Genomic DNA, 26973 nt, shown 5'->3' on the forward strand with positions numbered 1-26973 from the left:
AACCCCAACCACCAACTGCACCAACGCGGCTCGCCCGGTTCGATAACGTCGGGGTACTCAGGCGGACGGTTCATGGCGCAACCACCATTGAAGTGGCCGGCAGGGTGCTGACCAACTGGCAACCACACGCGCAACGATGGCCGTGCAGCGCCACAGGCTTGCCGTCCATGGTTGAACCCGAAGCGCCTTCGATAATGTGCGTAATGCCATGCAGGTTGCAGCGAACTTGATCATCCACGCAGGCCACTGGTTTGCCGAAGGATTTGTAGTGCCCCGACAAAACCTCACCGCCAAACGGGTGCAGTGGGTCGCCCATGCGTACGAGAGGCAGCATCAAACCACCTCGCGCTCAAGTTCGAAAAGACTGCCCGCCTCGCGCAACATGGCGCTGGTCCGCTCAATCCGTTGCCGATAATCGTCCAGCGCGATCTGGCGCTTTAGCTCGGCCGCCACCTGCCCCACGTGAGCGGTCGGTTGCAGGAGCTTCTCGGCACCCGCCAAGAACGGCAACGCCACGCCCCGCGCCTTGTCGATGACCTGATAACCGATGGTCGGCCCACCGATGCCGACGGCCAATCCACCCAGCCCTCCCGCCACGCCTTTTCGCTTGATACCGTATACCGTCGCCCCGGCTATCATCGCCACACCCAACACTCGGCCGGCTACCACCACCGGCGAAAGATACCGACTGTTGTCGTTGCCGAAATAAGTCATGCGGTAAAAGAAATAACCCGCCCACATTTCCCGCGTTTTCAAGGCGTCGTGCATGAACCAGGCCCGCGAGTCGTGAATCTGATCATCGAACAACGCTACCAGCAACGCCATTTGCGGGTCTGCGCTGGGGGTGCCGCGAGCGTCCCGAAACAGTAGCTTGCAGCGCTGCTCACCCGCCGCCTTGATGGCGGCGTGATCCTGGGTCTCATCATCGGAATTGAGCAGATATATCGCGTCGCGCAACAACACGTCGGTGATAGTGCCTGCCAGGCTGCTTTGCTCACGCTTCTGCCCGAGGTAGTCGCTCTTGAATTCGGCTGCGGCCTGGCTGAGCTGGGTCTGGTCGACCTGCGGCTCATAGATCGGCGGGCCGGGGTAGTTCGTCGCAGCTTCGGGGGTTTTCAGCCGCAGGTTCGCGAGATTTTTTTTATGTTGGTCGTAAGCCTTGCGCTCCTCACTGGCCTGATAAGTCGTAGTTTCCCTGGCCTGACTGAAAAAAGGCTGATGTTTGTAGCTGTCGTTACCGCCGTCGCGATCATTGGCAAAACGGCCTATGCGCCAACCGGTGATCCAGCCCAGTTGATCGGCCAGTACATCTTCCACGGGCGCATTCAGCCGCAGTGGCTGGTAGAGCCAAGGGGAGTCATGGGTGGGTTCGTCGGCGTTGATGCCGGGTAGGGTTTTGCGCCAGGCGTTGAAGCGTTCAGATACCAAACGATCTATATCAAACTCCGTGATGTTAGCCTCCGACATAACGCGCCACGATTTCTCTAACTGCAATGTTTTTGGCAACACTAATTCCGGCACCTGCAGGGGGGCACCAGCAGCGAAGGCAACTGCATAAAGGTCATGCAAAACGACCTGCGAAACCAATTCCTGAGTACCGCCGCGGGCCTTACCTTGGTCGTTTTGCGGATAACCGCCGCCAACATCGGAATGCACACCGGGATACACCACTTCATAGGTGTTGTCCGGGTATTGGCCATCCTCGTTACGGATCGAGTCGAGCGGGAAACACGAGCGCTGCTCGAAGCCTGCGACAAAATGTCGGCAACACTTGACCAGGCCAGGAAAACGCTGGGCATCCGGGATGAGTTGGGTATCATCGGCCCAATCCATATGCCCGGCGAAAAAAGGTGCCGCATGGGCGATGCCCACCGAAGCAACGGTGTCCAGTAGCCCGAGAAATTCGACACTTACCGGCAAGCCAATCAGACATTGCAAGGGCTGTTCGGCCCCCGTCGGTGTATCGAACAACTGGCTTAGCCAAGTGACAAAAGTGCGTGCTTCTGCCGCTCCGCGCGAGAAACCGTACACATACAATTTGACCGCCAGTACGCGGGGCTTGGCCAACTCTACTAGCGCCTGCAAGGGCTCGAGCAACTGGCTCATCGTTCGCCGTCGATTGCCCAGACCCAGGCCACTCATCAGTGGTGCTTTCCAGGTGCTCATGGCCTCGACGGCACGCTTCCTTTCAGCGTTAGACACATCCTGATCGGCCAAAGCGGACTTCAGAGCATGTGCCAAAGAAACCAGCGCCCAGTTGATTCGATCTTCACCACCCGTTGCATATTTCAATCCACCCTCGCTGTAGTCCAACTCACCTATCTCCGGAAAAGCGGTTCCAACTCCCGGCATGTAATAAGAGAAATAGCCATTTTTTTCTGCAGCTTCGCCTCTCAGGGCAGCATGAAAGAGCTTGGCAACATTGCTGGGGTGTTTTTTCTTGGTGTCGTTATTATCGTTATTATTAGTACCGTCGAAAAACAGACTAATATGGAGGCTATGGCAACACTCAAAATACTGCTTCCGCCCATTACGATTGACCAGTTGACGAAATCGATTTTCCTCTGCGGTCTGCATCTCATAATTAGCAACCACTTTGGTGATATCACAAGGCAGACGCCCTTCCGAGGGGAACCCTGGCGGCGCCCAAGCAGCTGCCTTTGAAATTTTTTTCATTTCGGACATACAGCTGGCTCCTGCAGACCCTTAGGAACTTTAATCGGATAATTTGATGAGCCATGAGCCCAACATGAAGTAGTCACCTCCACCTGATTACAAGTTAAGAAATGGACCTTAAGATCGCAGGACTCCGTACCAAACCATTGAGGAATATCCACTACTACTCTGTTACGCTGGTAATTTTCTCTATGCTTAGCTTGGGACAATCGGTATCCATCAGTACCTAGAGGAGACCACTTTGAATATGCATACGGATCAGGATCAACCTCCCACTCGATCGTGGCTTTCAAACCAGGCCTCCATACAACTGGCATAATAATGCAACACGACCGCCCACCTCCTCCGTCTGCCCGATAACCATTCACCGAGAGCCAGTTGATAGCCCCCGTAGTATGGTTAATCGCTTGTATATTTCCTCCCACCATCTGACTATCCGCGGAGGAACACCCGAACAACATCAAGCCCAAAAAAACAGATAAACATTTAAATAGCTCTTTGCAAACTATAAACCTCATAACACCCCCTCTCAAACAGCATCAGGCTTATACGCCAAGCTCATCAACCCTACACACAGCCAGGAAGTTTTCATCACGCAGATATCCGACACACCAATAATCTCTGATAACTTTATTTTGATGATCGCTACACAACATCACGGTATCGAACAAAAAAAACCTACCAGCATGCTGAACATGGCAAACTCTCTCAAAGCAATTTTTTAAATGTTTTCCCGATCTTGCGGGCACGTCGAACAGTCGATACACCTTCATAGCTCATGATTTCCTCTTTACGTACTCAGTCAAACTCCCAAAGTAGTTTTCCTGACTAGCCTGTACGGTGACCGAATACAAAGTAGCGAAACGCTGTTCCTGGCTGGATTCCAAGTAATTAAAGTTCCCACCATCCAACAGTTTCTGTGCATCACTGATACAACCAATCAGTTCACATTGCTGATCATCAAGGTCGATCCAGGTCGGTATTGCGATAGTATTTTTCTGCGGCTGCGCAATACCCTCTATCCACTGCGACTGATCATCCCGATCCAGCCAACCCCAGTAGCACGCAACTTTTAAGTATTCGACGCGCTGGACGTCTGTCAGGATCGAAGACATCAACAAGGGAAAGATTCGTGGGTCGTAATAACGCAACAAACCAGACTCCCCACCCCACTTCATTTGCGACAGGGCTTGCAGTGCATGACTCAATGACTTGAACGATAACGGTGAGATCACCACCAGCAAGCGAGCATCGATGGCGCAGTGGATCATCAGTTCTTCCAGCCAGGCTTTGTGTTGCCAATGTGCCAGATCAAGACGCATTAACAGCGGTGCCTGATCCAGCAAGTTCTCTTCCGGAGTACCGCTAAATAATGAAAACCACGGAACTTCAGGCCTCAACGTCTTCAGCGCGGGTACAGCACAGTTGTTCCAATCCGATTGGTCGAGCAGCAAGTCGACCTGTTGTAGACCCAGGCTGGCACATACCTGCTCGATCTGATCTTGCCATTCCGTTGGTGTTGCCATCTTCATATTCCCCATCAACCTTCGCGCATAAGTAAACCGACCGCATTTTTCCGAGCCTTTTCCAGGCACGCCTTGCACACCGACTGCGGCAACTCACGCAAAGGAAAGCGCTGGCTGGTCGTGGTTTCCCAGACGTGTTGGCCTTTAAGGTTGAGCTTGCCCGGGGTGTGGATGTCGATGGCTCCGGTTGGTGTGATGCGGATATACCCGCCACCACACGCCAAGGTGATGCCGTTTTTAGCCGTCAGTTGCAGATGCCCCTGTACGGTCTGCAGGGTGATGTCTTGCTGGGCAATCAGATTCAACACGTCGTTGTGGGATTCGATTTCCAGCGGCCCCTTGCCGGACACCAGGCGCATGCCTTCCTGCTGGGCAAGCAGGGAAATGGCCTGATTCGCATGGACGGACAGCCGTTGAGCGGCAGCCAGGTTGATCTCATCGTTGCTTTGCACATACATCGCCTCGCCGCTTTTGAGCAGCAGGCTTTCAGGGGTTACCGCGCCAATGCCCTTGGGCGCACTGAGTAGGATGGCCGAGGCGTTCAGGTCTTTGGCGTGGTCTTGGAACTGTTGCAGACCATCAATGGCGGGTTTGCGACTGCGATGAGACTGGGCGATTGCCTGCCAATCAGCGATTTGTTGTGTGGCTCCCGCGACCAGATCGGCGGCTGGCGCCATGGTGAGCACATCACCAGAAGCCTTGGCCTGTATATCCGCACTGATGAACAACCCTTTGCCTGCACGAATGCTCCCCCAACTATCCGTGCGCAGCTCAAACCCTTCCCCACGTTTTTTACGCTGACCATCTACCAAATGCCCCAGGTTCAGTTGGCTCTTACCACTGTGCTCAGTACTGACCTTGATATGCTCCCGCCCCCGCGTGTCATCCATCCGCAGCTTGTTATTCGCCGGGGTACGCAGCACGTTGCGTTTGTAGTTACGCAAGGTCACATGATCGACATGCTGGCTATCGTGCAACGCGTGCGCGATGTAGGGCCGGTCCGGGTCGCCCTGCTCGAACGCAATCGCCACTTCGGTCCCTGCAATCAACGGCAGGTGCAGGCCGTGGGTATCTCCGGCGTAGGGGCGGGCCAGGCGTAGCCATAGGCTTTCTTCGCCGGGTTTCCAGGTGTCGCGGTCGAACAGGAAGTTGACCTTGTAGCGCCCTTCGAAGTCGATGTGGCCGTAGGGGTCGTTGGCCTGTGGGCTGGTGACGCGGGCCGGGACGGTGCCGGCGATTTGGGGTTTGGGCTGCAGTGCGGGGCGAAAGCACACGGTGTCTGAATAGGGTATGGCCTGGAAGGTGGCGACCAAGCTGCTGTCGCGGGCGGCGGTGGTGGTCAGGCCGGTGATCACCGCGCCCGGTGTGAAGGCTTCGGGCGCGCCGCCGGTGATGTGCAGCACCTGCCCCGGCGCTAACGTGGCGCTGCTGGTGATGCCGCTGAGTTGGGTCTGGGCGTTGAGGTAATGCTCGTGGCGCAGGCGTGCGTAGAAGTAGCCGCTTTCACTGAGCAGGTCTTCGTCCTGATCCAGTCGGTCGCCGAGGGTCGTGTAGGGCTCGGCGTAGTGGTAGGCCTCGCCGTAGGTGCCGCTGGCGCCGCGGCTCTGGTCGATCTCGCCGCTCAGGTGGGCGCCGGCGTCGCGGGGGTGGTAGGTGCGGATATGCACCTGTTGTTCGACCACCCGGTGGTTCGATTGCAGGTGCCACACCGCGTCCTGCCCGCTGCTGCCCAACCCGGATTGCGGGCGATACGGCAGCGCGATGTCGAACTGGTAGAGGCGCTGATCGTCGCAGAACTCGACCACATCGATACCCAGGCGTTCGTCGCTGGTGAAGCGGTACCAGATACCGACGTCGGCGAGCAGGCGGTCGATGAAGGCCAGGTCGCTTTCGCCGTATTGCATGACCTGCTCGCGCCTGGGGTAGTCGCGTTTCAGGCTGAACAGAAAGTCCTGGCCTTCAAAATCGTGGCGGCTGCGCAGGATGCTTTCGACGATCTGTGGCACGGATTGATGCTGGTAGATGCGAAATTGTCTGCCTTGGCCGAGCAGGGCCAGGCGCGGCTGCAGAGTGAGTTCATAACGGGCCTGGTCGTTCGAGCCGGACTGACGCTTGAAGCCGGTGACCACACCGTGCAAGGTGCGCAGCGGTTTGACCGCGGGCGCGCTGAAGCCTGAGGCCGGTGGTTTTTGCGGGGCGGCGTGCAGGCTGAAACAGGCGTCCTGGCCAAGCAGGGTTTCGGCGGCGAGGTCACGTTCGGTGCTGGTGAATTCCACGCGATAGGTGAAGGGTTGACTCAGGTGTTCGTGGCCTTCAAAGGCCAACACGTCGAGACGGGCTTCGATGTTGCGCACACTCAGGGTGTGCCGGCCATGATCGAAAAGAACCCTCGGCAGTACGCTGGAAGTCATTCCCTTTACTCCTGGACGCGAAAGCCCAGAGAGTAAAGATTTGTTATCGGTGATTAATGTCGGAAGATTCGACTTTACAAGAGCGACACTTCCCGATCTGGTTTTAGAGCCTAAAAACTATCGATATGTCGATAATCCAAATACAGGTGCTGAGCCAGTTCTCGCGCCCTCCCCAACCGAATCGGCCCGCGCTCGATGTCGACCAGCAACCCCGGGCACTCCAGCGATGGCAACGCGGCAATCTCCTTGAGTCGCCCGTCAGTCACCACCAGCAACCGCTGCTGTTCGGTGGGGAAACGCGTTCTGCGTGCCGCCAGCCATTGCGCCGCCTCGCCCAGCGCTGCCAACAGCGGCGTACCGCCACCCGCGCCGAGCTGATCGAGCCAGCCAGCCAGGCTTTTCGCGGCTTTCAGGCCCTGCACCTGCCACTTCGGCGACTGCCCGCTCGCCGTCAGCAATGCCATGCGCGCCCGCTGGCGGTAGGCGTCATCCAACAGTTGCGCCAATAACCCTTTGGCATCGGTCAAGGCACGATGCCGCCGCGTCGACGCCGACGCGTCGACAATCACCAACCATAACTCCTGGGCCGAGCGGCTGCGCAGGTGGAAACGCAGGTCCTCACGAGACTGCGGCCGCCCGCCGAGCAAGGTGCCCGGCCAATTGATCGAGCCCTGCTGCGCGTCGCGCGACTTGCCGTGCCTGCCTTTATCCAGTCGCCCCGCCTTGGGCCGGGCATCCGCCCCCGCGTCAGGTCGGGGGCAGATGCCTAAGGCTTTTTTGGCCAGGCGGGCACGTCTCGGCGAGCGCCCGTGGGCAAGGCCGGTGCGGGCATATCGCCCCACTGGCCTTGGCCGGGTGAAGTATCGGACGCTTGAGGCGCCTGGCCCTCATGGTTGGGCGGGCTGGGCGGCGGGGACTGCGCCTGGCGACGATGGCGCAAAGCAAACTCGGCCACGGCTTCGATATCTTCCTCGGCGATGGCGGTCGCGCCGCGCCAGGCTGCATGCGCTCTTGCGCCACGCAACCAGACAAGGTCGGCGCGCAAACCATCCACGCCCGCGGCAAAGCAGCGTTGGGTGATCTGTGCCAGCGCCTCGTCATCCAATGCAATGGCCTCGAGACAGGCCCGCGCCCGGGTGCAACGCTCGCGCAGGGCGGCCTGCGGTTCGGCCCACAGCGCGCAGAAGGCCACGGGGTCGCTGTCGAAGTCGAGGCGCCGGCGGATGATCTGCCCACGCTCGGCCGGCACGGTTTGCCCGCTCAAGGCCACATTGAAGCCGAAGCGGTCGAGCAACTGCGGACGCAACTCACCCTCCTCCGGGTTCATCGTGCCGATCAGCACAAAGCGCGCAGGATGCCGGTGGGAGATACCGTCGCGCTCGATCAGGTTGGTGCCGCTGGCGGCCACGTCCAGCAACAGGTCCACCAAATGATCGGGCAGCAAGTTGACCTCGTCGACATACAACACCCCACCATCCGCCTTGGCCAGCACGCCGGGTGAAAACTGCGCGCGGCCTTCGCCCAATGCCGCATCCAGGTCCAGGGTGCCGACCAGGCGCTCTTCGGTGGCGCCCAACGGCAAGGTGACGAATTGACCGCTGGCCAACAGGTCCGCCAAGCCACGTGCCAGGGTGGACTTGGCCATGCCGCGCGGGCCTTCGATCAGCACGCCGCCGATCTTCGGGTCGATGGCGGTCAGGCACAGCGCGAGTTTCAGGTCATCGGCACCGACCACGGCCGACAGCGGGAAATGGGGAATATCAGTCATCAGCTGTCTTCTTCTATATCCAGCAACAGGTTTTCCAACGCCTCGCGATACGCCCCCGGCGCTTGCCACATGCCACGCTGCTGGGCTTCGAGCAGGCGCTCGGTCATGTCCCGCAGGGCATCAGGGTTGTGCTGTCGCACAAAGGCGCGGGTGTCGGGGTCGAGTAGGTAGGCGTCGGCGAGCAAGGCGTATTGGTGATCGTCGATCAGCGCGGTGGTGGCGTCGAAGGCGAACAGATTGTCCACGGTTGCCGCCATCTCGAACGCACCTTTATAGCCATGACGCTTCACGCCTTCGATCCACTTGGGGTTGGCGGCGCGGGCACGGATCACCCGGTTCAGCTCTTCCTTCAAGGTGCGGATCTTCGGCACGTCCGGCTGGCTGTGGTCGCCATGGTAGCTGGCAGCCTTATCGCCGCTCAGGGTTTCCACGGCGGCGAGCATGCCGCCCTGGAATTGGTAGTAATCGTTGGAATCGAGCAGGTCGTGCTCGCGATTGTCCTGGTTTTGCAGCACCGCCTGCACCTGGCTCAGGCGTTGGGCGAATTGCCCGCGGGCGGCGGTGCCCTCGTCGGCGCCACCATAGGCGTAGCCACCCCAATTCAGGTAGACCTCGGCCAAGTCCTCGCGGCTTTGCCACAAGCGACCGTCGATCGCGCCCTGCACGCCCGCGCCATAGGCACCCGGCTTGGCCCCGAAAATACGCCAGCCCGCCTGTTTCGCCGCCGCGGCCTCGTCCAGGCCGGACTCAAGCAACGCCTGGCGCTCGCAACGGACCTTGGCGGCCAGCGGGTTCATATCGTCAGGCTCGTCCAGCGCCGCCACCGCTTGTACCGCCGCATCGAACAGGCGGATCAGGTTGGCGAAGGCATCCCGGAAGAACCCGGACACGCGCAAAGTCACGTCGACACGCGGGCGGTCCAGCAGGCTGATCGGCAGGATTTCGAAGTCGTCCACCCGCTGGCTGCCCGTGGCCCACACCGGGCGTACCCCCATCAGGGCCATGGCCTGGGCGATATCGTCGCCGCCGGTACGCATGGTCGCGGTGCCCCACACCGACAGGCCGAGCTGGCGCAGGTGGTCGCCGTGGTCTTGCAGGTGCCGCTCGAGAATCAGGTTGGCCGACTGGAAACCGATGCGCCAGGCAGTGGTGGTCGGCAGGTTGCGCACGTCGACGCTGAAAAAATTGCGCCCGGTGGGCAGCACATCCAGACGCCCCCGGCTCGGCGCGCCGCTTGGGCCCGCCGGCACGAAGCGGCCGCCCAGGGCATCGAGCAGGCCGCGCATTTCCGCCGGGCCGCACCCATCCAGGCGTGGCGCCACGACACTGCGCAGGCTTTCGATGACGGATTTGACGTCCTCCCAACCGGGCTCTTCCAGCTGTTCCAGCGGCCCCGCCAGCGCCTGTTCGATCAACCGTGCAGCGTACAGCTCCAGGCGCTCGCGGGTATCACCGGCGGTGCGCCACCGCTGTGGATCGATGGTTTGCAACACCTCCGGGCAGCGTCCGGTCCAGGGTTCGGCGAGGGCGCAGTCCAGCGGGTCGAAACCCAGCTCGAAGGCCTTGGCCAATACCCGTAACAGGCTCGATTGCGCGCCTCGGCCGTCGCCACGCGGGATACGCAGCAACGCGAGCAAGGTGTCGATACGCAAGCGGCCCTGGGGCGACTCGCCGAAGATATGCAGGCCGTCGCGGATCTGCGATTCCTTCAGGTCACACAGGTAGGTATCCAGGCGCGGCAGCCAGATCGCCGCGTCGGCCTCGCTGTCCAGTTCAAGCTCCTGGTCGATACGGGTTTCGCGCACCAGCTTGAGGATGTCCTTTTGCAGCTCGCGGGCGCGGCGCGGGTCGAGCAATTGCGCTTCGTAGTATTCGTCCGCCAACAGCTCCAGGTCGCGCAGCGGCCCGTAGGTTTCGGCACGGGTCAGCGGCGGCATCAAGTGATCGATGATCACCGCCTGGGTGCGCCGCTTGGCCTGGGCGCCCTCGCCCGGGTCGTTGACGATAAACGGATAGATATTCGGCAGCGGCCCGAGCAGCGCGTCGGGCCAGCAATTTTCCGACAGCCCGACGCCCTTGCCCGGCAGCCATTCCAGGTTGCCGTGCTTGCCGACGTGGATCACGCCGTGAGCGCCGTAGGTGTGGCGCAACCAGAAATAGAACGCCAGGTAAGCGTGAGGCGGCACCAGGTCCGGGTCGTGGTACACCGCGCTGGCGTCCACCTGATAACCGCGGGCCGGCTGGATGCCGATAAACGTCAAGCCCAGGCGCAGGCCGGCGATCATCAGGCGGCCATCGCGGCACATCGGGTCGTTGTGCGGCGTGCCCCAGCGTTCCAGCACCGCCTGGCGGTTGGCTTCGGGCAGGCGCTTGAACATCGCCTCGTAGTCGTCCAGGCCCAGGCTTTGGTGGCACGGGCGCAGGTCGAGGTTGTCCAGGTCGTTGGTGACGCCACCGAGCAGTTCGTGGATCAACGCGGTGCCGCTTTCCGGCAGGACCTGCGGCAGCGGATAACCCTCGGCCTGCAAGGCCCGCAGGATATTCAGCGCCGCCGCCGGCGTGTCCAGGCCGACGCCGTTGCCGATGCGGCCGTCGCGCGTCGGGTAGTTGGCCAGGATTAGGGCGATGCGCTTGTCGGCATTCGGCACCCGCGCCAGTTCGACCCAACGGCGCGCCAGTTCAGCGACAAAGTCCATGCGCTCCGGCGCTGCGCGGTAGCACACCACGTCCGACTGGCTACGCTCACTGCGCCAGGCCAGGTCCTTGAAGCTGATCGGTCGGCTGATGATGCGTCCGTCCAGTTCCGGCAAGGCGATGTGCATCGCCAGGTCGCGCGGGCCGAGGCCTTGTTCGCTGGCCTGCCAGGCGGGTTGGTTGTCCTGGGCGCAAATCGCCTGGATCACCGGGATATTGCGGCGAAACGGCCGCAAATGCGGCGCTTCGGGGCTGGACTGGGCAAAGCCGGTGGTGTTGAGAATCACCGCCGCCCCGACCTCATCCAGCCAGTCCTCGACCGCCGTCAGGCAGCCAGGCTCCTTCAGACTGGCCACTGCCATTGGCAACGGATTCAGGCCCGCCGCCTGCAGACGCTGGCAGAACACATCGATAAAACCGGTATTGGCCGCTTGCAGATGGGAGCGGTAGAACAGCACCGCCGCCACCGGGCACTCAGGATTCCAATCCAACTGCCAGTCGTTGAGGCACGCATGGGCTTTACGCGGGTGATAAATCGCGCTGCGCGCCAGGGTTTGCGGCTCGGCCCAGGCATAGTCGCGGCCCAGGTAAGCGCTGGCCAGGCAGCGATAAAAATCCAGCGCATTACCCAGGCCGCCCTGGCGCAGGAACTGCCACAGGCGGTCACGCGCTGCGGCATCCACGGTGCTGAGGCCGCTGAGTTCCGGGTCGGGGCGGTCATCCCCCGGCACCAGGATCAGCGTGACCCCGCGCTCGGCCAACGCCACCAGGCGCTCGACGCCGTAACGCCAATAGCCGATGCCGCCGTGCAGGGAAATCAGGATGACCTTGGCGTGGCGCAGCACTTCATCGACGTACAGGTCCACCGATGCATGGTTCTGCACCTGCATCGGGTTGGCCAGGCGCAAGCTCGGGTAATCCTCGGGCAACTGCTGGGCCGCTTCGGCCAGCAGCGCCAGGCTGGAATCGCCGCTGCACAGGATCACCAGCTCGGCGGGGGTTTGCCCAAGGTCGGCAATGTTGTCGTCCGCGACGAAACCGCCGGGCTGGGTCCTGAGCAGGTGCATGGGTTAAACGCTGAGGGCGGCGCGCAATTGCGCTTCGAGGCCCGCCGCGTCGAGGTCCTGGCCGATCAGCACCAGGCGCGTGATGCGCGCTTCGTCGGCGCTCCAGGCGCGGTCGAAGTGTTTGTCGAAGCGCGTGCCCACGCCCTGGATCAGCAGGCGCATCGGCTTGTTCGGGATCGCCGCGAAGCCTTTGACGCGCAGGATGCCGTGCTGCACCACCAATTGGCTCAGGGCGTCGAGCAGCAGGGCTTCGTCGGACTGGGGCAGGTCGATGGAAATGGAGTCGAACGCATCGTGATCATGATCGTCTTCGCCTTCGCCTTCGTGATGATGATCGTGATGGCTGTGGCGGCCGTCGATGTGCTCTTCGGAGCCGGCGCCCAGGCCGATCAGCACGTCCAGCGGTACCCGACCGCTGCTGGCTTCGATGATCTTCACCGCCGGCGGCAACTCTTCGGCGACTTCCAGGCGCACGCGGGCCAGGTCGTCGGGGCTGATCAGGTCGCACTTGTTGAGGATCACCAGGTCGGCGCTGGCCAGTTGGTCGGCGAACAGTTCATGCAGCGGTGATTCGTGGTCCAGGTTCGGGTCGAGTTTGCGCTGGGCGTCGACCTGATCCGGGAAGGCGGCGAAGGTGCCGGCCGCCACGGCGGGGCTGTCGACCACGGTGATCACCGCATCGACCGTGCAGGCGTTGCGGATTTCCGGCCACTGGAACGCCTGGACCAAAGGTTTTGGCAGGGCCAGGCCGGAGGTTTCGATGAGGATATGGTCAAGGTCGCCGCGACGGGCAACCAGTTCGCGCATCACCGGGAAGAACTCTTCCTGCACGGTGCAGCACAGGCAGCCGTTGGCCAGTTCATACACGCGGCCGTTGGCTTCTTCCTCGGTGCAGCCGATGGAGCACTGCTTGAGGATTTCACCGTCGATGCCCAGCTCGCCGAACTCGTTGACGATCACCGCGATGCGACGGCCCTGGGCGTTATCGAGCATATGGCGCAGCAAGGTGGTTTTGCCCGAGCCGAGAAAGCCGGTAACGATGGTGACGGGGAGTTTGGCCAGTGTTTTCATCGGATGCCCTTGGGGGCGGGCATACGGGACGATAGGCCCTGCGCGACGCGCAGCAGCAGATTTCGTCACCGGATCACCCCGCCCGGTTGAATTGAAAAATCGGTTGCGAGGCAGGTCTCCTGGCTTGGGGCTTGCGGGTCTTGCGACCGGCGCTGGCTGCGCCTTCCCGCCTTGATGGCAGTGGCGTGGCAGTCAGATAAACCCTTCACAGTTGCGGGGGCAGCCGCGGCTTGAACCGCGTTCCCTTCTTAGCTCCGGCCTGGGCCGAAGAACCTCGAGGGTGCAAGGCTACAGGGGCTCAGTCAATTTGACTACCGTCGCCCTGCATGCTTTCCTACACACCTTGTTTCGGGTGCCCTTCACAGGGTGAAACGGGAAACCGGTGCGTCATAGCGATATGACCAGTCCGGTGCTGCCCCCGCAACGGTAAGCGAGCGAAGCGTCACGGCCACTGTGCTTTGTGCATGGGAAGGCGATGCTTTCAGGACTCAGTTCAAGAGCCCCCTCGCAAGCCCGGAGACCGGCCCGAAAAAAATCATCTAACAAACCCGCGGTGGGCGGGCGCTGTTTGAACCCTGCGTGCCTGGCTCGCGGGTTTTGCATGCGCTCGTGTCACCCTGAACCCCTGAAGGGACGCGCCATGTCGATCATCAGCAGCACCTCGCCTAGCACCAGCAGCACCGCCACCCTGAGCCAACGCCTGGGCGCCGCCATCGGCGCGTCGATCCTCGGCGCGTGCCTGGTGTATTTCGCCGGGTTCTCGCATATCGAAGCGGTACACAACGCCGCCCACGATACCCGCCACAGCGCCGCGTTCCCGTGCCATTGAGACCTGCCGACATGATCAAGCGTATTGCGCAAACCGCAGGTTTCAGTGGGCTGCTGGCCGCCCTGTTGTTGACCTTGCTGCAAAGTTTCTGGGTCGCCCCGCTAATCATGCAGGCGGAAACCTTTGAAAAAGCCCCGGCCGCGACGCAAGTGGTACACGAGCACGCCGCCGGCACCGCTGCACACGCCCATGACGCCGAAGCCTGGGAGCCGGAAGATGGCTGGCAGCGCGTGCTGTCGACCACCGGCGGCAATCTGGTGGTGGCGGTCGGTTTCGCCTTGATGCTCGCCGGGCTCTACACCCTGCGCGCGCCGACTCGCACGGCTCAAGGCCTGCTGTGGGGCCTGGCCGGTTACGCAACCTTCGTGCTGGCGCCAACCCTGGGCCTGCCGCCGGAATTGCCGGGCACTGCCGCTGCCGACCTGGCACAACGGCAGATCTGGTGGATCGGCACGGCGGCCTCAACCGCGGCCGGTATCGCGCTGCTGGTATTCGGTGGCAACTGGCTGCTCAAGGCGCTGGGCGCGGCGATCCTCGTGGTGCCTCATGTGATTGGCGCTCCGCAACCTGAAGTGCATTCGATGCTGGCCCCTGAGGCTCTGGAAGCACAGTTCAAGATCGCCTCGCAACTGACCAACATCGCGTTCTGGTTGGCGTTGGGGCTGATCAGCGCCTGGTTGTTTCGCCGTAACCGCGACGATCGATACACCGCATGACCCTGGTCGTCGGCCTGGGCTGCCAGCGCGGCTGCGAGTTTCAAGCCCTGCTGGACCTGCTGGACGCCGCCCTCGCCGAGGGCGGTATCGAGCGCCATCGCATCACCGCCCTGGCCAGTCTTGATCGCAAGCAGGATGAACCGGGCTTGCTGGCCCTGACCCAATGGCTGAACCTGCCGCTGCACTGCTTCAGCGCGGCGCACCTGGCGATGTATGACGACCGTCTGAGCCACAGGTCTGCCGTCGCCTTTGCCCATACCGGTTGTTACGGCATCGCCGAAAGTGCCGCCCTGGCCCTGGCCGAACAACTCGGCGACGCCCCTGCGCGCCTGTTGGTCCCGCGCAAAAAATCCGCCCGGGCCACCTTGGCATTGGCCTGCGTCGACTGAAACCGCGATAATCGCCGCTTCCGATCATGAGCGTTCCTCATGCTCGCGCGTTTTTTCACAGGATTTGTCCATGACCGTCTACTTCATCGGCGCCGGCCCCGGCGACCCGGAATTGATCACCGTCAAAGGCCAGCGGCTGATCCGCAGTTGCCCGGTGATCATCTATGCAGGGTCGCTGGTGCCGGCGGCGGTACTGGAGGGGCATCAGGCCGAACAGGTGGTCAACAGCGCCGAACTGCACCTGGAACAGATCATCGAGCTGATCAAGGCCGCCGATGCCAGGGGCCAGGATGTGGCGCGGGTCCACTCCGGCGATCCAAGCCTGTACGGCGCAATTGGCGAACAGATCCGCCTGTTGCGCGAGTTGGGCATTGCGTTCCAGATCATTCCCGGCGTCACCGCCGTGGCCGCCTGCGCGGCGCTGCTGGAGACTGAACTGACCCTGCCGGATATCGCCCAGAGCGTGATTCTCACCCGCTACGCCGATAAAACCCGCATGCCCGCCGGTGAAGACTTCGACAGCCTGGCCCGCCACGGCACGACCATGGCGATTCATCTGGGGGTCAATCACCTGGAGAAGATCGTCGCCGAACTGCTGCCGCACTATGGCGCGGATTGCCCGATTGCCGTGGTACACCGCGCGACCTGGCCGGATCAGGATTGGGCTGTCGGCACCTTGGCGGACATTGCCGACAAAGTCGCGGCCAAAGGCTTCAGGCGCACGGCGCTGATTGTGGTGGGTCGGGTGCTGGCCAGTGACAGTTTCAGCGCGTCGTCGCTGTATCGGGCCGGGCATGCACACCTGTACCGACCCTAATCAAAAACATCAAAAAACAAACATAAAACACTGATTTAATTAAATAAACACAAAAAAATGTGGGAGGGAGCTTGCTCCCGATAGCGGTGTATCTGTTGCTTGATAAGTCGACTGACCCGCCGCTATCGGGAGCAAGCTCCCTCCCACACTTAATTTTCAGCGTTAGGTAGGTCGCGTAAGAAGCTGAATTTTAAGCATAAAAAAACGGCGCTCACGGGGCGCCGTTTTTTTTGCTCGCAGCGAACACCTGACTCAGTAGTAGGCGTTTTCTTTCTGCGTATGGTCAGTCACATCACGAACGCCCTTGAGCTCCGGAATGCGCTCCAGCAAGGTACGCTCGATGCCTTCACGCAGGGTCACATCCGCCTGGCCGCAGCCCTGGCAGCCGCCGCCGAACTTCAATACGGCGATACCGTCATCCACCACGTCGATCAAGCTGACCTGCCCACCGTGGCTGGCCAGCCCAGGGTTGATCTCGGTTTGCAGGTAGTAATTGATGCGTTCGTTGACCGGGCTGTCGGCATTGACGTTCGGCACCTTGGCGTTCGGCGCCTTGATGGTCAATTGGCCGCCCATGCGGTCAGTGGCGTAGTCGACCACCGCGTCGTCGAGGAACGCTTCGCTGAAGGCATCGATATACGCGGTGAAGCTTTTCAGCCCCAGCGCGGTGTCTTCCGGCTTCTCTTCGCCCGGCTTGCAGTAGGCGATGCACGTCTCGGCGTACTGGGTGCCAGGCTGGGTGATAAAGACGCGGATGCCGATACCCGGGGTGTTCTGCTTGGACAGCAGGTCAGCCAGGTAATCGTGGGCGGCGTCGGTAATGGTTATGGCAGTCATGGAAACTCCTCACAGGCTTGCTGGCAGTTTACGCCAAAATATTACGCAGATACAAAGCCCCAGTAATTTTGTCGGAAAAGCCTCACCATCGCCGTCAGAGGTTTTCATAGCGGTTCATATCCAGCACACCCTCTTCCACCGGCGTGGTTTCGCGGATGTAGGTCGACAGATCGTGGAAGTACTCCCAGAACTGCGGATGGCTGCGGCGCACACCCCAACGATCGACGATCTTCTCGAAGTGCTGGGCGTCGCGGGCACTTTCCATGGCCGCGACGAACGCCGGCACTTGCTCGGCCGGGATATTGAACATGAAGTTCGGATAACTGCTCAGCACGCCGGGGTAGACCGTCAACGTGTCCAGGCCCGGTTGATAGCGAGAAGCCTCACCCAGCATGAACGCGACATTACTGTGGGCACGGTTGCGCAGCAGGCTGTAGACCTCACGATGACCGGTGCGGGTTTCGATGCGCAGCATGGTCGCTTCCGGCAATTGGTCGATGACCTTGAGCCCCGCCGCCGGGCGCAACGTCAGGCGACTCAGGGCCTGCTCGGCATCGCGCAGCACCGGTTCGAGGCCCGGCCGCGAGCAGTAGGCGCCGGCACAGCGATTGATCGGGTCCGGGCTGGCATTGAGGTCGCCATAACGCGCTAGCAACTGGTTGACGAAATCGCGTTTCGGGTCTTTTTCATTCAGTTTCAGGCCGGTGGGTTTATCGTCGTCGATCGACTCATAGTCCATCCACAACTTGACCTTGCCGCCGTTCTGATACCAATCGTCGAGGAAATCGTCCCGCGAATTGGCCGGCATCAGGCGCAGGAAGTTCTGTTCGGCGCCATTGCGGATCAGGTCGAAGTACAAACGGGTCTGGGCCTGATGGGAGACGTTGCCGAACACGTCAAAATTGACCACCAATTGGTAGTAGGTGCGCTCCAGCAACGGATAGTCGAACAACCACATCGTCTGCGGGACTTCACCGATCAGGCCTTTATTGACCGACGCGCTGTCGAAGTGACGGAAGATGCTCAACAACGCATTGTCGTTGCCGGCCCACAGGGTCGACCAACCGGGCGCCGGCAACTCGCCATAGCGGTAGCGACGCAGCGCTTCGTACTCGTTGCGCTTGTCACGGTACTTGAGCCACAGGCTGAGCACGCTGCCCACGTCGTCGTTCTGCCCGGGCATTGCCAGCAACGGCGTGGCCCGGCCGCGATAGAGCGGATCGGTGATGTACAGGTCGTGTTCGGGGGCCTGGAACAGCGCCCAGAAATTGTCGCGGATCACGTCCGTGGCGATCTGGCCCCGGCACACCGGGCCACGGATGAAGGTGCGGACAAAGTACTCGGCGTTATCGAGCATGAACTGGTAGCGCGCCTGGGCCGGAATCGCCTCGAACGTCTCGAACGGGTTGGCACGACGGCCCGGACCGTAGCCCGGCAAGGCGCTGACCTGCCAGTCGCCGCTGTAGAACAAGGCTTTGACCCGTTCCATTTTCGCCGCGCTGAGCGGGTACGTGATGTGGGTCTTATGGACGATCACCCCTTGTATCGGCCACAGCCGGTAGTAGATCCGGGTACCGGGATCGTCGTTGGGGCGACGGGTATTGATCAGGTCGATCGGCTGCCCGCTGGGGGTGCGCGAGCGTACCCACTGGAAGAAATGCCCCGGCTCACCGCCTTCGAAATACAGATGTGCGATAAACAGGTGTTCAAACAGCCAGCGGGCGACCAGGCTTTCGCGGGCGCCGGGGGCGTTGAGCAGGTTTTCCCACTGCAGCACCTGTGCGGCTTCCTGGGCACTTGGCGCCACGCCCTGCTGGTCAATCGGCGCACCTGAGGCCAGCCAACGTCGCAGGGTCTGGTACTGCTGGTCGCTCAAGCCGGTCACGGCCAGCGGCATGCCTTCATTGGGGTGCACGTCGGCGTAAGTGTCGAACTCCTCTGGCAGCGGGCACATGTTCTCGCGGTTCAGGCCCAGCACGATGTCGTCCGGCAGCTTGCCGTTGGGCTGCAACGGCGCGCGGCTGTGGCCCAGTTCGAGCATGCGCGCCATCAACGCAGCCTGGCTGCCTTGGGCGTCGAGCACGGAAGTGAAGCCTTCGTGCCGCCAGGCAGCCTTGCCGAACGCGTCGTAGAACAGACGCGTCGGCTTGGTCGCCTGACTGCGATCACCATCGTAGACCAGTACCTTGGTCGCCCCCCGCGCCGCGCCCTCGCCACTGCCCAGGTTCAACTGGCAGGCCGAGTCGTAGCAGGCATGGCACGCCACGCACTTCTCAGTGAAGATCGGTTGGATATCACGGGTGTAGGAAAGCGCCGGAGCGGGATCTTGGGCCTGTGTAGTGCTGCCAATCAGCAACAAAACGAAGCTGATGATGATGCGATACGGCATGAGCCTGGTCCCGATATGAAGCCAAAATAGAAAACCCCGCGGATTCTACCGATCTAACACGCGTACCAACATGAACGATATTCATGCAAAACCTGCACATGCTCCAAATCCACACAGGTTTGCTATGATCCACGCCCTCCGTAATGCCTGAACAGAGTAGTCCCATGTCCGATCGTAGCGCTCGTCTGCAAGCCCTTCACCAAGCCCTCAAGGAACGCATCCTGATCCTCGACGGCGGCATGGGCACGATGATCCAGAGCTATAAGCTGGAAGAACAGGACTACCGCGGCAAACGGTTTGCCGACTGGCCGAGCGACGTCAAGGGTAACAACGACCTGTTGCTGCTCAGCCGTCCGGACGTCATCGCCTCCATCGAGAAGGCGTACCTGGATGCCGGCGCCGACATCCTCGAAACCAACACCTTCAACGCCACCCAAGTGTCCCAGGCCGATTACGGCATGGAGTCGCTCGCCTACGAGTTGAACGTAGAAGGTGCCCGCGTCGCGCGCAAGGTGGCCGACGCCAAGACCCTGGAGACGCCGGACAAGCCACGCTTCGTCGCCGGCGTGCTCGGCCCGACCAGCCGTACCTGCTCGCTGTCGCCGGATGTGAACAACCCCGGCTACCGCAACGTGACCTTCGATGAACTGGTGGAGAACTACACCGAGGCCACCAAGGGCCTGATCGAAGGCGGCGCGGACCTGATCCTCATCGAAACCATTTTCGACACCCTCAACGCCAAGGCCGCGATCTTTGCCGTGCAGGGTGTATTCGAAGAGCTGGGCTTCGAACTGCCGATCATGATCTCCGGCACCATCACCGACGCCTCCGGCCGCACCCTGTCGGGCCAGACCACCGAAGCGTTCTGGAACTCGGTCAGCCACGCCAAGCCGATTTCCGTGGGCCTCAACTGCGCCCTGGGCGCCAGCGAGTTGCGTCCGTACCTCGAAGAGCTGTCGAACAAGGCCAACACTTATGTGTCTGCGCACCCCAACGCCGGCCTGCCCAACGAATTCGGCGAATACGACGAATTGCCGGCGCAAACCGCCAAAGTCATCGAAGAATTCGCCCAGAGCGGCTTCCTGAACATCGTCGGCGGTTGCTGTGGCACCACGCCGGGGCATATCGAAGCCATCGCCAAGGCCGTGGCCGGTTACGCGCCGCGCCAGATCCCGGACATCCCCAAGGCCTGCCGTTTGTCGGGCCTGGAGCCGTTCACCATCGATCGCCAGTCGTTGTTCGTCAACGTCGGCGAACGTACCAACATCACCGGCTCCGCCCGTTTCGCCCGGCTGATCCGCGAAGACAACTACACCGAAGCCCTCGAAGTCGCCCTGCAGCAGGTGGAAGCCGGCGCCCAGGTGATCGACATCAACATGGACGAAGGCATGCTCGATTCGAAGAAGGCCATGGTGACCTTCCTCAATCTGATTGCCGGCGAGCCGGACATCTCCCGCGTGCCGATCATGATCGACTCCTCCAAGTGGGAAGTGATCGAAGCCGGCCTCAAGTGCATCCAGGGCAAGGGCATCGTCAACTCCATCAGCATGAAGGAAGGCGTCGAGCAGTTCATCCATCACGCCAAGCTGTGCAAACGCTACGGTGCCGCCGTGGTGGTGATGGCCTTCGACGAAGCCGGCCAGGCCGACACCGAAGCGCGCAAGAAAGAGATCTGCAAACGCTCCTACGACATCCTGGTCAATGAAGTCGGCTTCCCGCCGGAAGACATCATCTTCGACCCGAACATCTTCGCGGTCGCCACCGGTATCGAAGAGCACAACAACTACGCCGTCGACTTCATCAACGCCTGCGCCTACATCCGCGACGAGCTGCCGTATGCGCTGACGTCCGGCGGCGTGTCCAACGTGTCGTTCTCGTTCCGCGGCAACAACCCGGTGCGCGAGGCGATCCACTCGGTGTTCCTGCTGTATGCGATCCGCAACGGCCTGACCATGGGCATCGTCAACGCCGGCCAGTTGGAGATCTACGACCAGATCCCCGCCGAACTGCGCGACGCGGTGGAAGACGTGGTGCTCAACCGCACCCCGGACGGCACCGATGCCCTGCTCGCCATCGCCGACAAGTACAAGGGCGACGGCAGCGTCAAGGAAGCCGAAACCGAGGAATGGCGCGGCTGGCCGGTCAACAAGCGCCTGGAACACGCGCTGGTCAAGGGCATCACCACGCACATCGTCGAAGACACCGAAGAGTCCCGGCAGTCGTTCGCGCGCCCGATCGAAGTGATCGAAGGCCCGCTGATGTCCGGCATGAACATCGTCGGCGACCTGTTTGGCGCGGGCAAAATGTTCCTGCCGCAGGTGGTCAAGTCGGCGCGGGTGATGAAACAGGCCGTGGCCCATCTGATCCCGTTCATCGAACTGGAAAAAGGCGACAAGCCGGAAGCCAAGGGCAAGATCCTCATGGCCACGGTGAAGGGCGACGTGCATGACATCGGCAAGAACATCGTCGGCGTGGTGCTGGGATGCAACGGCTATGACATCGTCGATCTGGGCGTGATGGTACCGGCGGAGAAGATCCTGCAGGTGGCCAAAGAACAGAAGTGCGACATCATCGGGCTGTCCGGCCTGATCACCCCGTCCCTTGATGAGATGGTCCACGTCGCCCGCGAAATGCAGCGCCAGGACTTCCACCTGCCGCTGATGATCGGTGGCGCCACCACCTCCAAGGCGCACACGGCGGTGAAGATCGAACCCAAGTACAGCAATGATGCGGTGATCTACGTGACCGACGCCTCGCGCGCGGTGGGTGTGGCCACGCAGCTGCTGTCCAAGGAATTGAAGGCCGGTTTCGTCGAGAAGACCCGCCTGGAATACATCGAAGTGCGCGAGCGCACCTCGAACCGCAGCGCACGCACCGAACGCCTGAGCTACCCGGCGGCGATCGCCAAGAAGCCGCAGTTCGACTGGAGCGTTTACACGCCGGTCACGCCGACCTTTACCGGCGCCAAGGTGCTGGACAACATCGACCTCAAGGTGCTCGCCGAATACATCGACTGGACCCCGTTCTTCATCTCCTGGGACCTGGCCGGCAAGTTCCCGCGCATCCTCACCGATGAAGTGGTGGGTGAAGCCGCCACGGCGCTGTATGCCGACGCCCAGGAAATGCTCGCCAAGCTGATCGACGAGAAGCTGATCAGCGCTCGCGCGGTGTTTGGTTTCTGGCCGGCCAACCAGGTGAACGATGATGACCTGGAAGTCTACGGCGACGACGGGCAGCCCCTGGCAACCTTGCACCACCTGCGCCAGCAGATCATCAAGACCGACGGCAAGCCGAACTTCTCCCTGGCCGACTTCGTCGCGCCCAAAGACAGCGGCATCACCGACTACGTGGGAGGGTTTATCACCACCGCGGGCATCGGCGCCGAGGAAGTGGCCAAGGCTTACCAGGACGCGGGCGACGACTACAACTCGATCATGGTCAAGGCCCTGGCCGACCGCCTGGCCGAAGCCTGCGCCGAATGGCTGCACCAACAGGTGCGCAAAGATTACTGGGGTTATGCCAAGGACGAGCAACTGGACAATGACGCGCTGATCAAGGAACAGTACAGCGGCATCCGCCCTGCCCCCGGCTACCCGGCGTGCCCCGACCACACCGAGAAAGGCACCCTGTTCCAACTGCTGGACCCTGAGGCCCGCGAGATGCATGCCGGCCGCAGCGGCGTGTTCCTCACCGAGCACTACGCGATGTTCCCGGCGGCTGCGGTCAGCGGCTGGTACTTCGCCCACCCGCAGGCGCAGTACTTCGCCGTGGGCAAGGTCGACAAAGACCAGGTGGCGAGCTACACCGCACGCAAAGGCCAGGACCTGGCCGTGACCGAGCGCTGGTTGGCACCGAACCTGGGTTACGACAACTAAGCACGCGCAGATTGTCTATGCTTGCCTCACACATCTTGTGTCGAGGCACGTATGGACGATCCAGCCAACAACAAACCGCCTACCCTGTGGCAGATGCTGCACAGCGTCGTCGCCGCCGCCTTTGGCGTGCAGAGCGGCAAGAACCGCGCCCGCGACTTTACCCATGGCAAGCCCAGCCACTTTGTGGTCCTGGGCATTCTGTTCACAGTGGTGTTTGCCTTGACGCTGTTCGGCATCGTCAAGCTGGTGTTGCTGCTGGCCGGGGTCTAGTGCAGCAGCAGACGCATGCTGAAGGGGTAACCATAGGACGCAGGCTTGCCCAGGGCGGACAGTGCGCGGAAATTTACCGTCGGCATGGGCCCCAGCAAGCGCCGCGCCTGGGCGGAATCGATCAGTTGGAATAGCGCCTCCTGGCGGTCGCGCCCGCCGTGAGCGACGATGTCCACGCCCTTGGCATCATCATTGATCAGCACCATCGCCCACCCGCCCACGGTGAAATGCCCGGCGACCAGGGACGACAACTGCCCGTTCAGACGCGCCTGCAAGATCTCCGGCGAACTGTTGACCGCACTGAACAGCGCGTCCTTGCCAGGCACGCGCCCGCTGTCCCGAAACGCCTGCATGGCACCCAGCGCCATCTGATCGTTGGCCGACCACACCAGCGCCGTGTGCGGGTAACGCTTGAACAGCTGCGTCGCTTGCTCGAAGGCGCGCTCGCGGCTCCACTCGCCATAAACCAACTGACGCAGGCGCACCTCGGGGTGTTCGGCCAGCGCCCGGTGCATGCCCTGCTCTCGCAACAGGGCAACGGGAGTGGTCTTGATGCCGGAAAACGCCAGCAGGTCGAGGGATTCGCCGGGCGCAACACGGCCGTGCTGGCGCAACATGTCCTTGAGCATCAGGTAGCCGGCCTCTTCGTCGTCGGCGACCAGGCTTCCGATCAGATCGATGCCCGTGCGGGCGCCCAACAATTGCACCTGGTCGGCGGTCAGCGCGCTGTTCACCACCAGTAATTTCACCCCACTGCCCTGGGCCATGCGCAGAATCTGCGGGGCGACATACTGCTCATTGACCAGCACCAGATAATCCGGCCGCTCGCGGCCTTGCAGTTCCTCCCGGGCCTGGACCAATGTGGTGTGAAGATCGCGCTCGCCATAGCGCACGCGCAAATCCAGGCCGAGGTCCTTGGCCGCGGCCTGCATGAATTGCGCGTAACTGACCCAAAAGGTTTCCGTCGACATGCCCGGGTTGAGAAACACCACCGACGCCGCCTGAGCCACGCCACAAAATGCTGGCCCCAGCAACCACACACACGCAAACAGAACCTTCACCATGGTTATTCAAGCCTTGAACATTGACCGCCATGATACTGGCAATCGGACAGTCATTCGAGGCTCAGTCAACGCTGTTTACTGGTGGCCAACCCAGAACACCGCCGTCCCTACCACGAGAATGATCAGAAATAGAATGGCCCAGGCATCCACGGTACTGTCGGGTTTACGGGCTTTTGTCGGATGGCTCATCGCATCGCCTCTTGTCGGTTTTATAGGTGATTGCATTCAGACTCGCCCACAGTAAAGTTGATGATTGCCCGCATGACAAATGCGTGTATACCGACAATCGTTCCCATTAGTCGATTTGGTTCTTTGCATATACTCAAACATCACTTTTGCGCATAAACGCAAACTGGTATCGTGCCCCGGCTCCGTTGGGAGTGCGCGGCCGTGCGCGCAGATTTGCCGAGAACAGGACCTATATGTACGTATACGACGAATACGATCAGCGCATCATCGAGGACCGCGTCAAGCAGTTCCGTGATCAGACCCGACGCTACCTAGCAGGTGAACTGAGCGAAGAAGAGTTCCGCCCTCTGCGCCTGCAAAATGGCCTTTATGTTCAGCGCTTTGCGCCGATGCTGCGGGTGGCCGTGCCCTATGGCCAACTGACTTCGCGCCAGACACGCATGATGGCCAAGATTGCCCGCGACTTCGACAAGGGCTACGCCCACATCAGTACCCGCCAGAACGTGCAGTTCAACTGGCCGGCGCTGGAAGACGTGCCGGACATCCTGGCTGAACTGGCCACCGTGCAGATGCACGCCATTCAGACCAGCGGTAACTGCCTGCGCAACGTGACCACCGACCAATTCGCCGGGGTTGCCGCCGACGAACTGATCGACCCGCGCCCCTGGTGTGAAATCGTCCGCCAATGGACCACGTTCCACCCAGAATTCGCTTACCTGCCGCGCAAGTTCAAGATCGCCATCAATGGCTCGACATCGGACCGTGCGGCGATCGAAGTACACGACATCGGCCTGGAGCCGGTCCACAACGCCGCCGGCGAGTTGGGCTTCCGTGTACTGGTAGGCGGTGGCCTGGGGCGTACCCCGGTGGTCGGCGCGTTTATCAACGAGTTCCTGCCGTGGCAGGACCTGCTGAGCTACCTCGACGCGATCCTGCGGGTCTACAACCGCTATGGCCGTCGCGACAACAAATACAAGGCGCGGATCAAGATCCTGGTCAAGGCGCTGACCCCTGAGGTGTTCGCGCAGAAAGTCGACGCCGAGATGGAACACCTGCGCGGCGGCCAGACCACCCTGACCGACGCCGAAGTCCACCGCGTGGCCAAACACTTCGTCGACCCCGAGTACAAAGCCCTGGGCAATCAGGACGCCGAACTCGCCGCGCTCGACCAGCAGCACCCAGGCTTCGCCCGCTGGCGTGTGCGCAACACCCTGGCGCACAAAAAGCCGGGCTATGTCGCCGTGACCCTGTCGCTCAAGCCTACCGGCGTCGCCCCCGGCGATATCACCGACAAGCAGCTGGACGCCGTGGCCGACCTGGCCGAGCGCTACAGCTTCGGTCAACTGCGCACCTCCCACGAGCAGAACATCATTCTCGCGGACGTTGAGCAGAGCCAACTGTTCACCCTGTGGGGTGAACTGCGCGAAGGGGGTTTCGCCACGCCGAACATCGGCCTGCTGACCGACATCATCTGCTGCCCGGGCGGCGACTTCTGCTCCCTGGCCAACGCCAAGTCGATCCCGATCGCCGAATCGATCCAGCGCCGTTTCGACGACCTGGACTACCTGTTCGACATCGGCGAGCTGGACCTGAACATTTCCGGTTGCATGAACGCCTGTGGTCACCACCACGTCGGCCACATCGGCATCCTGGGCGTGGACAAAAAAGGCGAAGAATTCTACCAAGTGTCCCTGGGTGGCAGCGCCAGCCGCGATGCGAGCCTGGGCAAGATCCTCGGCCCATCCTTCGCCCAGGAAGCCATGCCCGAGGTGATCGGCAAACTGATCGATGTGTACATCGAGCAGCGCACCGAAGATGAGCGTTTCATCGACACCTACCAGCGCATCGGCATTGACCTGTTCAAGGAGCGCGTCTATGCAGCGAATCATTAAGAACAACGAAGTCGTCGACGAAACCTGGCACCTGCTGCCCAAGGACGCGACCTTCGACGGCATCTCCAACTGCGACGACCTGATCGTGCCGCTGGCGCTGTGGCGCGAGCACGGTCATGCGCTCAAGGCCCGTGACGGCGGCCTGGGCGTGTGGCTGGACGCCGATGAAGAAGCCGAAGAGATCGGTGACGACGTGGCGCACTTCCAGGTCATCGCCCTGAACTTCCCGGCCTTCACCGACGGGCGCAACTACTCCAATGCGCGCCTGCTGCGTGACCGCTACGGTTACAAAGGCGAATTGCGCGCGATTGGCGACGTGTTGCGCGACCAACTGTTCTACCTGCACCGCTGCGGGTTCGATGCCTTCGCCTTGCGCCCCGACAAAGACCCGTATGAAGCGCTGGAAAGCCTCAAGGACTTTTCCGTGACGTACCAGGCTGCAACGGACGAGCCGCTGCCGCTGTTCCGTCGCCGTTAAGCGTTAGCATCGCGA

At 61.5% G+C, this 26973-nt stretch carries 20 protein-coding genes and 2 riboswitches; of the genes, 8 read left to right on the top strand and 12 right to left on the bottom strand.

From position 1 onward, the window contains the following. Positions 1 to 70: 70 nt before the first annotated feature. The 9 genes from MOQ67_RS18330 to cobW all read right to left on the bottom strand — a co-directional run bounded on the left by MOQ67_RS18330 (position 71) and on the right by cobW (position 13213). Entirely contained in the window at positions 71 to 334 is a 264-nt protein-coding gene (locus tag MOQ67_RS18330; protein WP_079443631.1) for a PAAR domain-containing protein, read from the bottom strand. Then, positions 334 to 2685, bottom strand: coding sequence for a T6SS phospholipase effector Tle1-like catalytic domain-containing protein (locus MOQ67_RS18335; protein ID WP_104903041.1), 2352 nt, complete (start codon positions 2683 to 2685; stop codon positions 334 to 336). Before MOQ67_RS18335 ends, MOQ67_RS18330 begins: the two co-directional genes overlap by 1 nt. Then, complete coding sequence (locus MOQ67_RS18340; RefSeq protein ID WP_104903040.1) at positions 2673 to 3194, bottom strand: DUF3304 domain-containing protein; 522 nt, start codon at positions 3192 to 3194, stop codon at positions 2673 to 2675. The genes MOQ67_RS18335 and MOQ67_RS18340 overlap by 13 nt, the downstream gene beginning before the upstream one ends. Positions 3195 to 3452: 258 nt before the next feature. Continuing rightward, the gene (locus tag MOQ67_RS18345) at positions 3453 to 4208 is read right to left on the bottom strand and encodes a DUF4123 domain-containing protein (RefSeq protein ID WP_104904543.1); all 756 of its coding nucleotides are present in this window, start codon (positions 4206 to 4208) and stop codon (positions 3453 to 3455) included. Between the two features lie 8 nt (positions 4209 to 4216). After that, a complete protein-coding gene (locus MOQ67_RS18350) occupies positions 4217 to 6613 on the bottom strand; it encodes a type VI secretion system Vgr family protein (RefSeq protein WP_448675537.1) in 2397 nt (798 codons plus the stop codon). 110 nt (positions 6614 to 6723) lie between these two features. Next, complete coding sequence (locus MOQ67_RS18355) at positions 6724 to 7326, bottom strand: vWA domain-containing protein (RefSeq protein ID WP_232925654.1); 603 nt, start codon at positions 7324 to 7326, stop codon at positions 6724 to 6726. Between the two features lie 53 nt (positions 7327 to 7379). Then, positions 7380 to 8381, bottom strand: coding sequence for an ATP-binding protein (locus MOQ67_RS18360; RefSeq protein WP_104903038.1), 1002 nt, complete (start codon positions 8379 to 8381; stop codon positions 7380 to 7382). Continuing rightward, positions 8381 to 12142: a cobaltochelatase subunit CobN gene (gene cobN / locus MOQ67_RS18365; RefSeq protein WP_198717380.1), complete on the bottom strand. Its 3762-nt coding sequence runs from the start codon at positions 12140 to 12142 to the stop codon at positions 8381 to 8383. Before cobN ends, MOQ67_RS18360 begins: the two co-directional genes overlap by 1 nt. Before the next feature lie 3 nt (positions 12143 to 12145). Beyond that, positions 12146 to 13213, bottom strand: a complete 1068-nt coding sequence (gene cobW, locus MOQ67_RS18370; RefSeq protein ID WP_448675538.1) for a cobalamin biosynthesis protein CobW — start codon at positions 13211 to 13213, stop codon at positions 12146 to 12148. Between the two features lie 92 nt (positions 13214 to 13305). Then, positions 13306 to 13505, bottom strand: a riboswitch (cobalamin riboswitch). Positions 13506 to 13546: 41 nt separating this feature from the next. Continuing rightward, positions 13547 to 13756, top strand: a riboswitch (cobalamin riboswitch). A 97-nt stretch (positions 13757 to 13853) separates the two neighbouring features. Between cobW and MOQ67_RS18375 the strand changes: the two genes are divergently transcribed. The 4 genes from MOQ67_RS18375 (at position 13854) to cobM (ending at position 15964) form a co-directional block, all read left to right on the top strand. Then, complete coding sequence (locus MOQ67_RS18375; protein ID WP_017846597.1) at positions 13854 to 14042, top strand: CbtB domain-containing protein; 189 nt, start codon at positions 13854 to 13856, stop codon at positions 14040 to 14042. Between the two features lie 11 nt (positions 14043 to 14053). Further along, the gene (locus tag MOQ67_RS18380) at positions 14054 to 14758 is read left to right on the top strand and encodes a CbtA family protein (protein ID WP_079444077.1); all 705 of its coding nucleotides are present in this window, start codon (positions 14054 to 14056) and stop codon (positions 14756 to 14758) included. Then, a complete protein-coding gene (locus tag MOQ67_RS18385; RefSeq protein ID WP_104903036.1) occupies positions 14755 to 15147 on the top strand; it encodes a cobalamin biosynthesis protein in 393 nt (130 codons plus the stop codon). Before MOQ67_RS18380 ends, MOQ67_RS18385 begins: the two co-directional genes overlap by 4 nt. 70 nt (positions 15148 to 15217) lie before the next feature. Further along, positions 15218 to 15964: a precorrin-4 C(11)-methyltransferase gene (gene cobM, locus MOQ67_RS18390; protein WP_104903035.1), complete on the top strand. Its 747-nt coding sequence runs from the start codon at positions 15218 to 15220 to the stop codon at positions 15962 to 15964. Between the two features lie 252 nt (positions 15965 to 16216). On the opposite strand, the gene nfuA is transcribed toward cobM, so the two are convergent. Together nfuA and MOQ67_RS18400 are read right to left on the bottom strand one after the other, a co-directional pair. Then, positions 16217 to 16801, bottom strand: coding sequence for a Fe-S biogenesis protein NfuA (gene nfuA, locus MOQ67_RS18395; RefSeq protein ID WP_003190728.1), 585 nt, complete (start codon positions 16799 to 16801; stop codon positions 16217 to 16219). A 94-nt stretch (positions 16802 to 16895) separates the two neighbouring features. Continuing rightward, on the bottom strand, positions 16896 to 19190 hold the full coding sequence (locus MOQ67_RS18400) for a fatty acid cis/trans isomerase (RefSeq protein WP_198717953.1): 2295 nt from the start codon (positions 19188 to 19190) through the stop codon (positions 16896 to 16898). 164 nt (positions 19191 to 19354) lie between these two features. Between MOQ67_RS18400 and metH the strand changes: the two genes are divergently transcribed. Together metH and MOQ67_RS18410 are read left to right on the top strand one after the other, a co-directional pair. Further along, positions 19355 to 23065, top strand: coding sequence for a methionine synthase (metH, locus tag MOQ67_RS18405; protein ID WP_198717954.1), 3711 nt, complete (start codon positions 19355 to 19357; stop codon positions 23063 to 23065). 51 nt (positions 23066 to 23116) lie between these two features. Next, complete coding sequence (locus MOQ67_RS18410; protein WP_017846603.1) at positions 23117 to 23335, top strand: DUF2970 domain-containing protein; 219 nt, start codon at positions 23117 to 23119, stop codon at positions 23333 to 23335. On the opposite strand, the gene MOQ67_RS18415 is transcribed toward MOQ67_RS18410, so the two are convergent. Next, complete coding sequence (locus MOQ67_RS18415) at positions 23332 to 24399, bottom strand: ABC transporter substrate-binding protein (RefSeq protein ID WP_017846604.1); 1068 nt, start codon at positions 24397 to 24399, stop codon at positions 23332 to 23334. The genes MOQ67_RS18410 and MOQ67_RS18415 overlap by 4 nt on opposite strands. Positions 24400 to 24821: 422 nt before the next feature. Between MOQ67_RS18415 and MOQ67_RS18420 the strand changes: the two genes are divergently transcribed. Both MOQ67_RS18420 and MOQ67_RS18425 read left to right on the top strand, forming a co-directional pair. Beyond that, a complete protein-coding gene (locus MOQ67_RS18420; RefSeq protein ID WP_017846606.1) occupies positions 24822 to 26480 on the top strand; it encodes a nitrite/sulfite reductase in 1659 nt (552 codons plus the stop codon). Continuing rightward, positions 26464 to 26958, top strand: coding sequence for a DUF934 domain-containing protein (locus MOQ67_RS18425; protein ID WP_017846607.1), 495 nt, complete (start codon positions 26464 to 26466; stop codon positions 26956 to 26958). Before MOQ67_RS18420 ends, MOQ67_RS18425 begins: the two co-directional genes overlap by 17 nt. The last annotated feature ends 15 nt before the right edge of the window (positions 26959 to 26973 follow it).

Source organism: Pseudomonas sp. LY-1 (genome assembly GCF_053502595.1).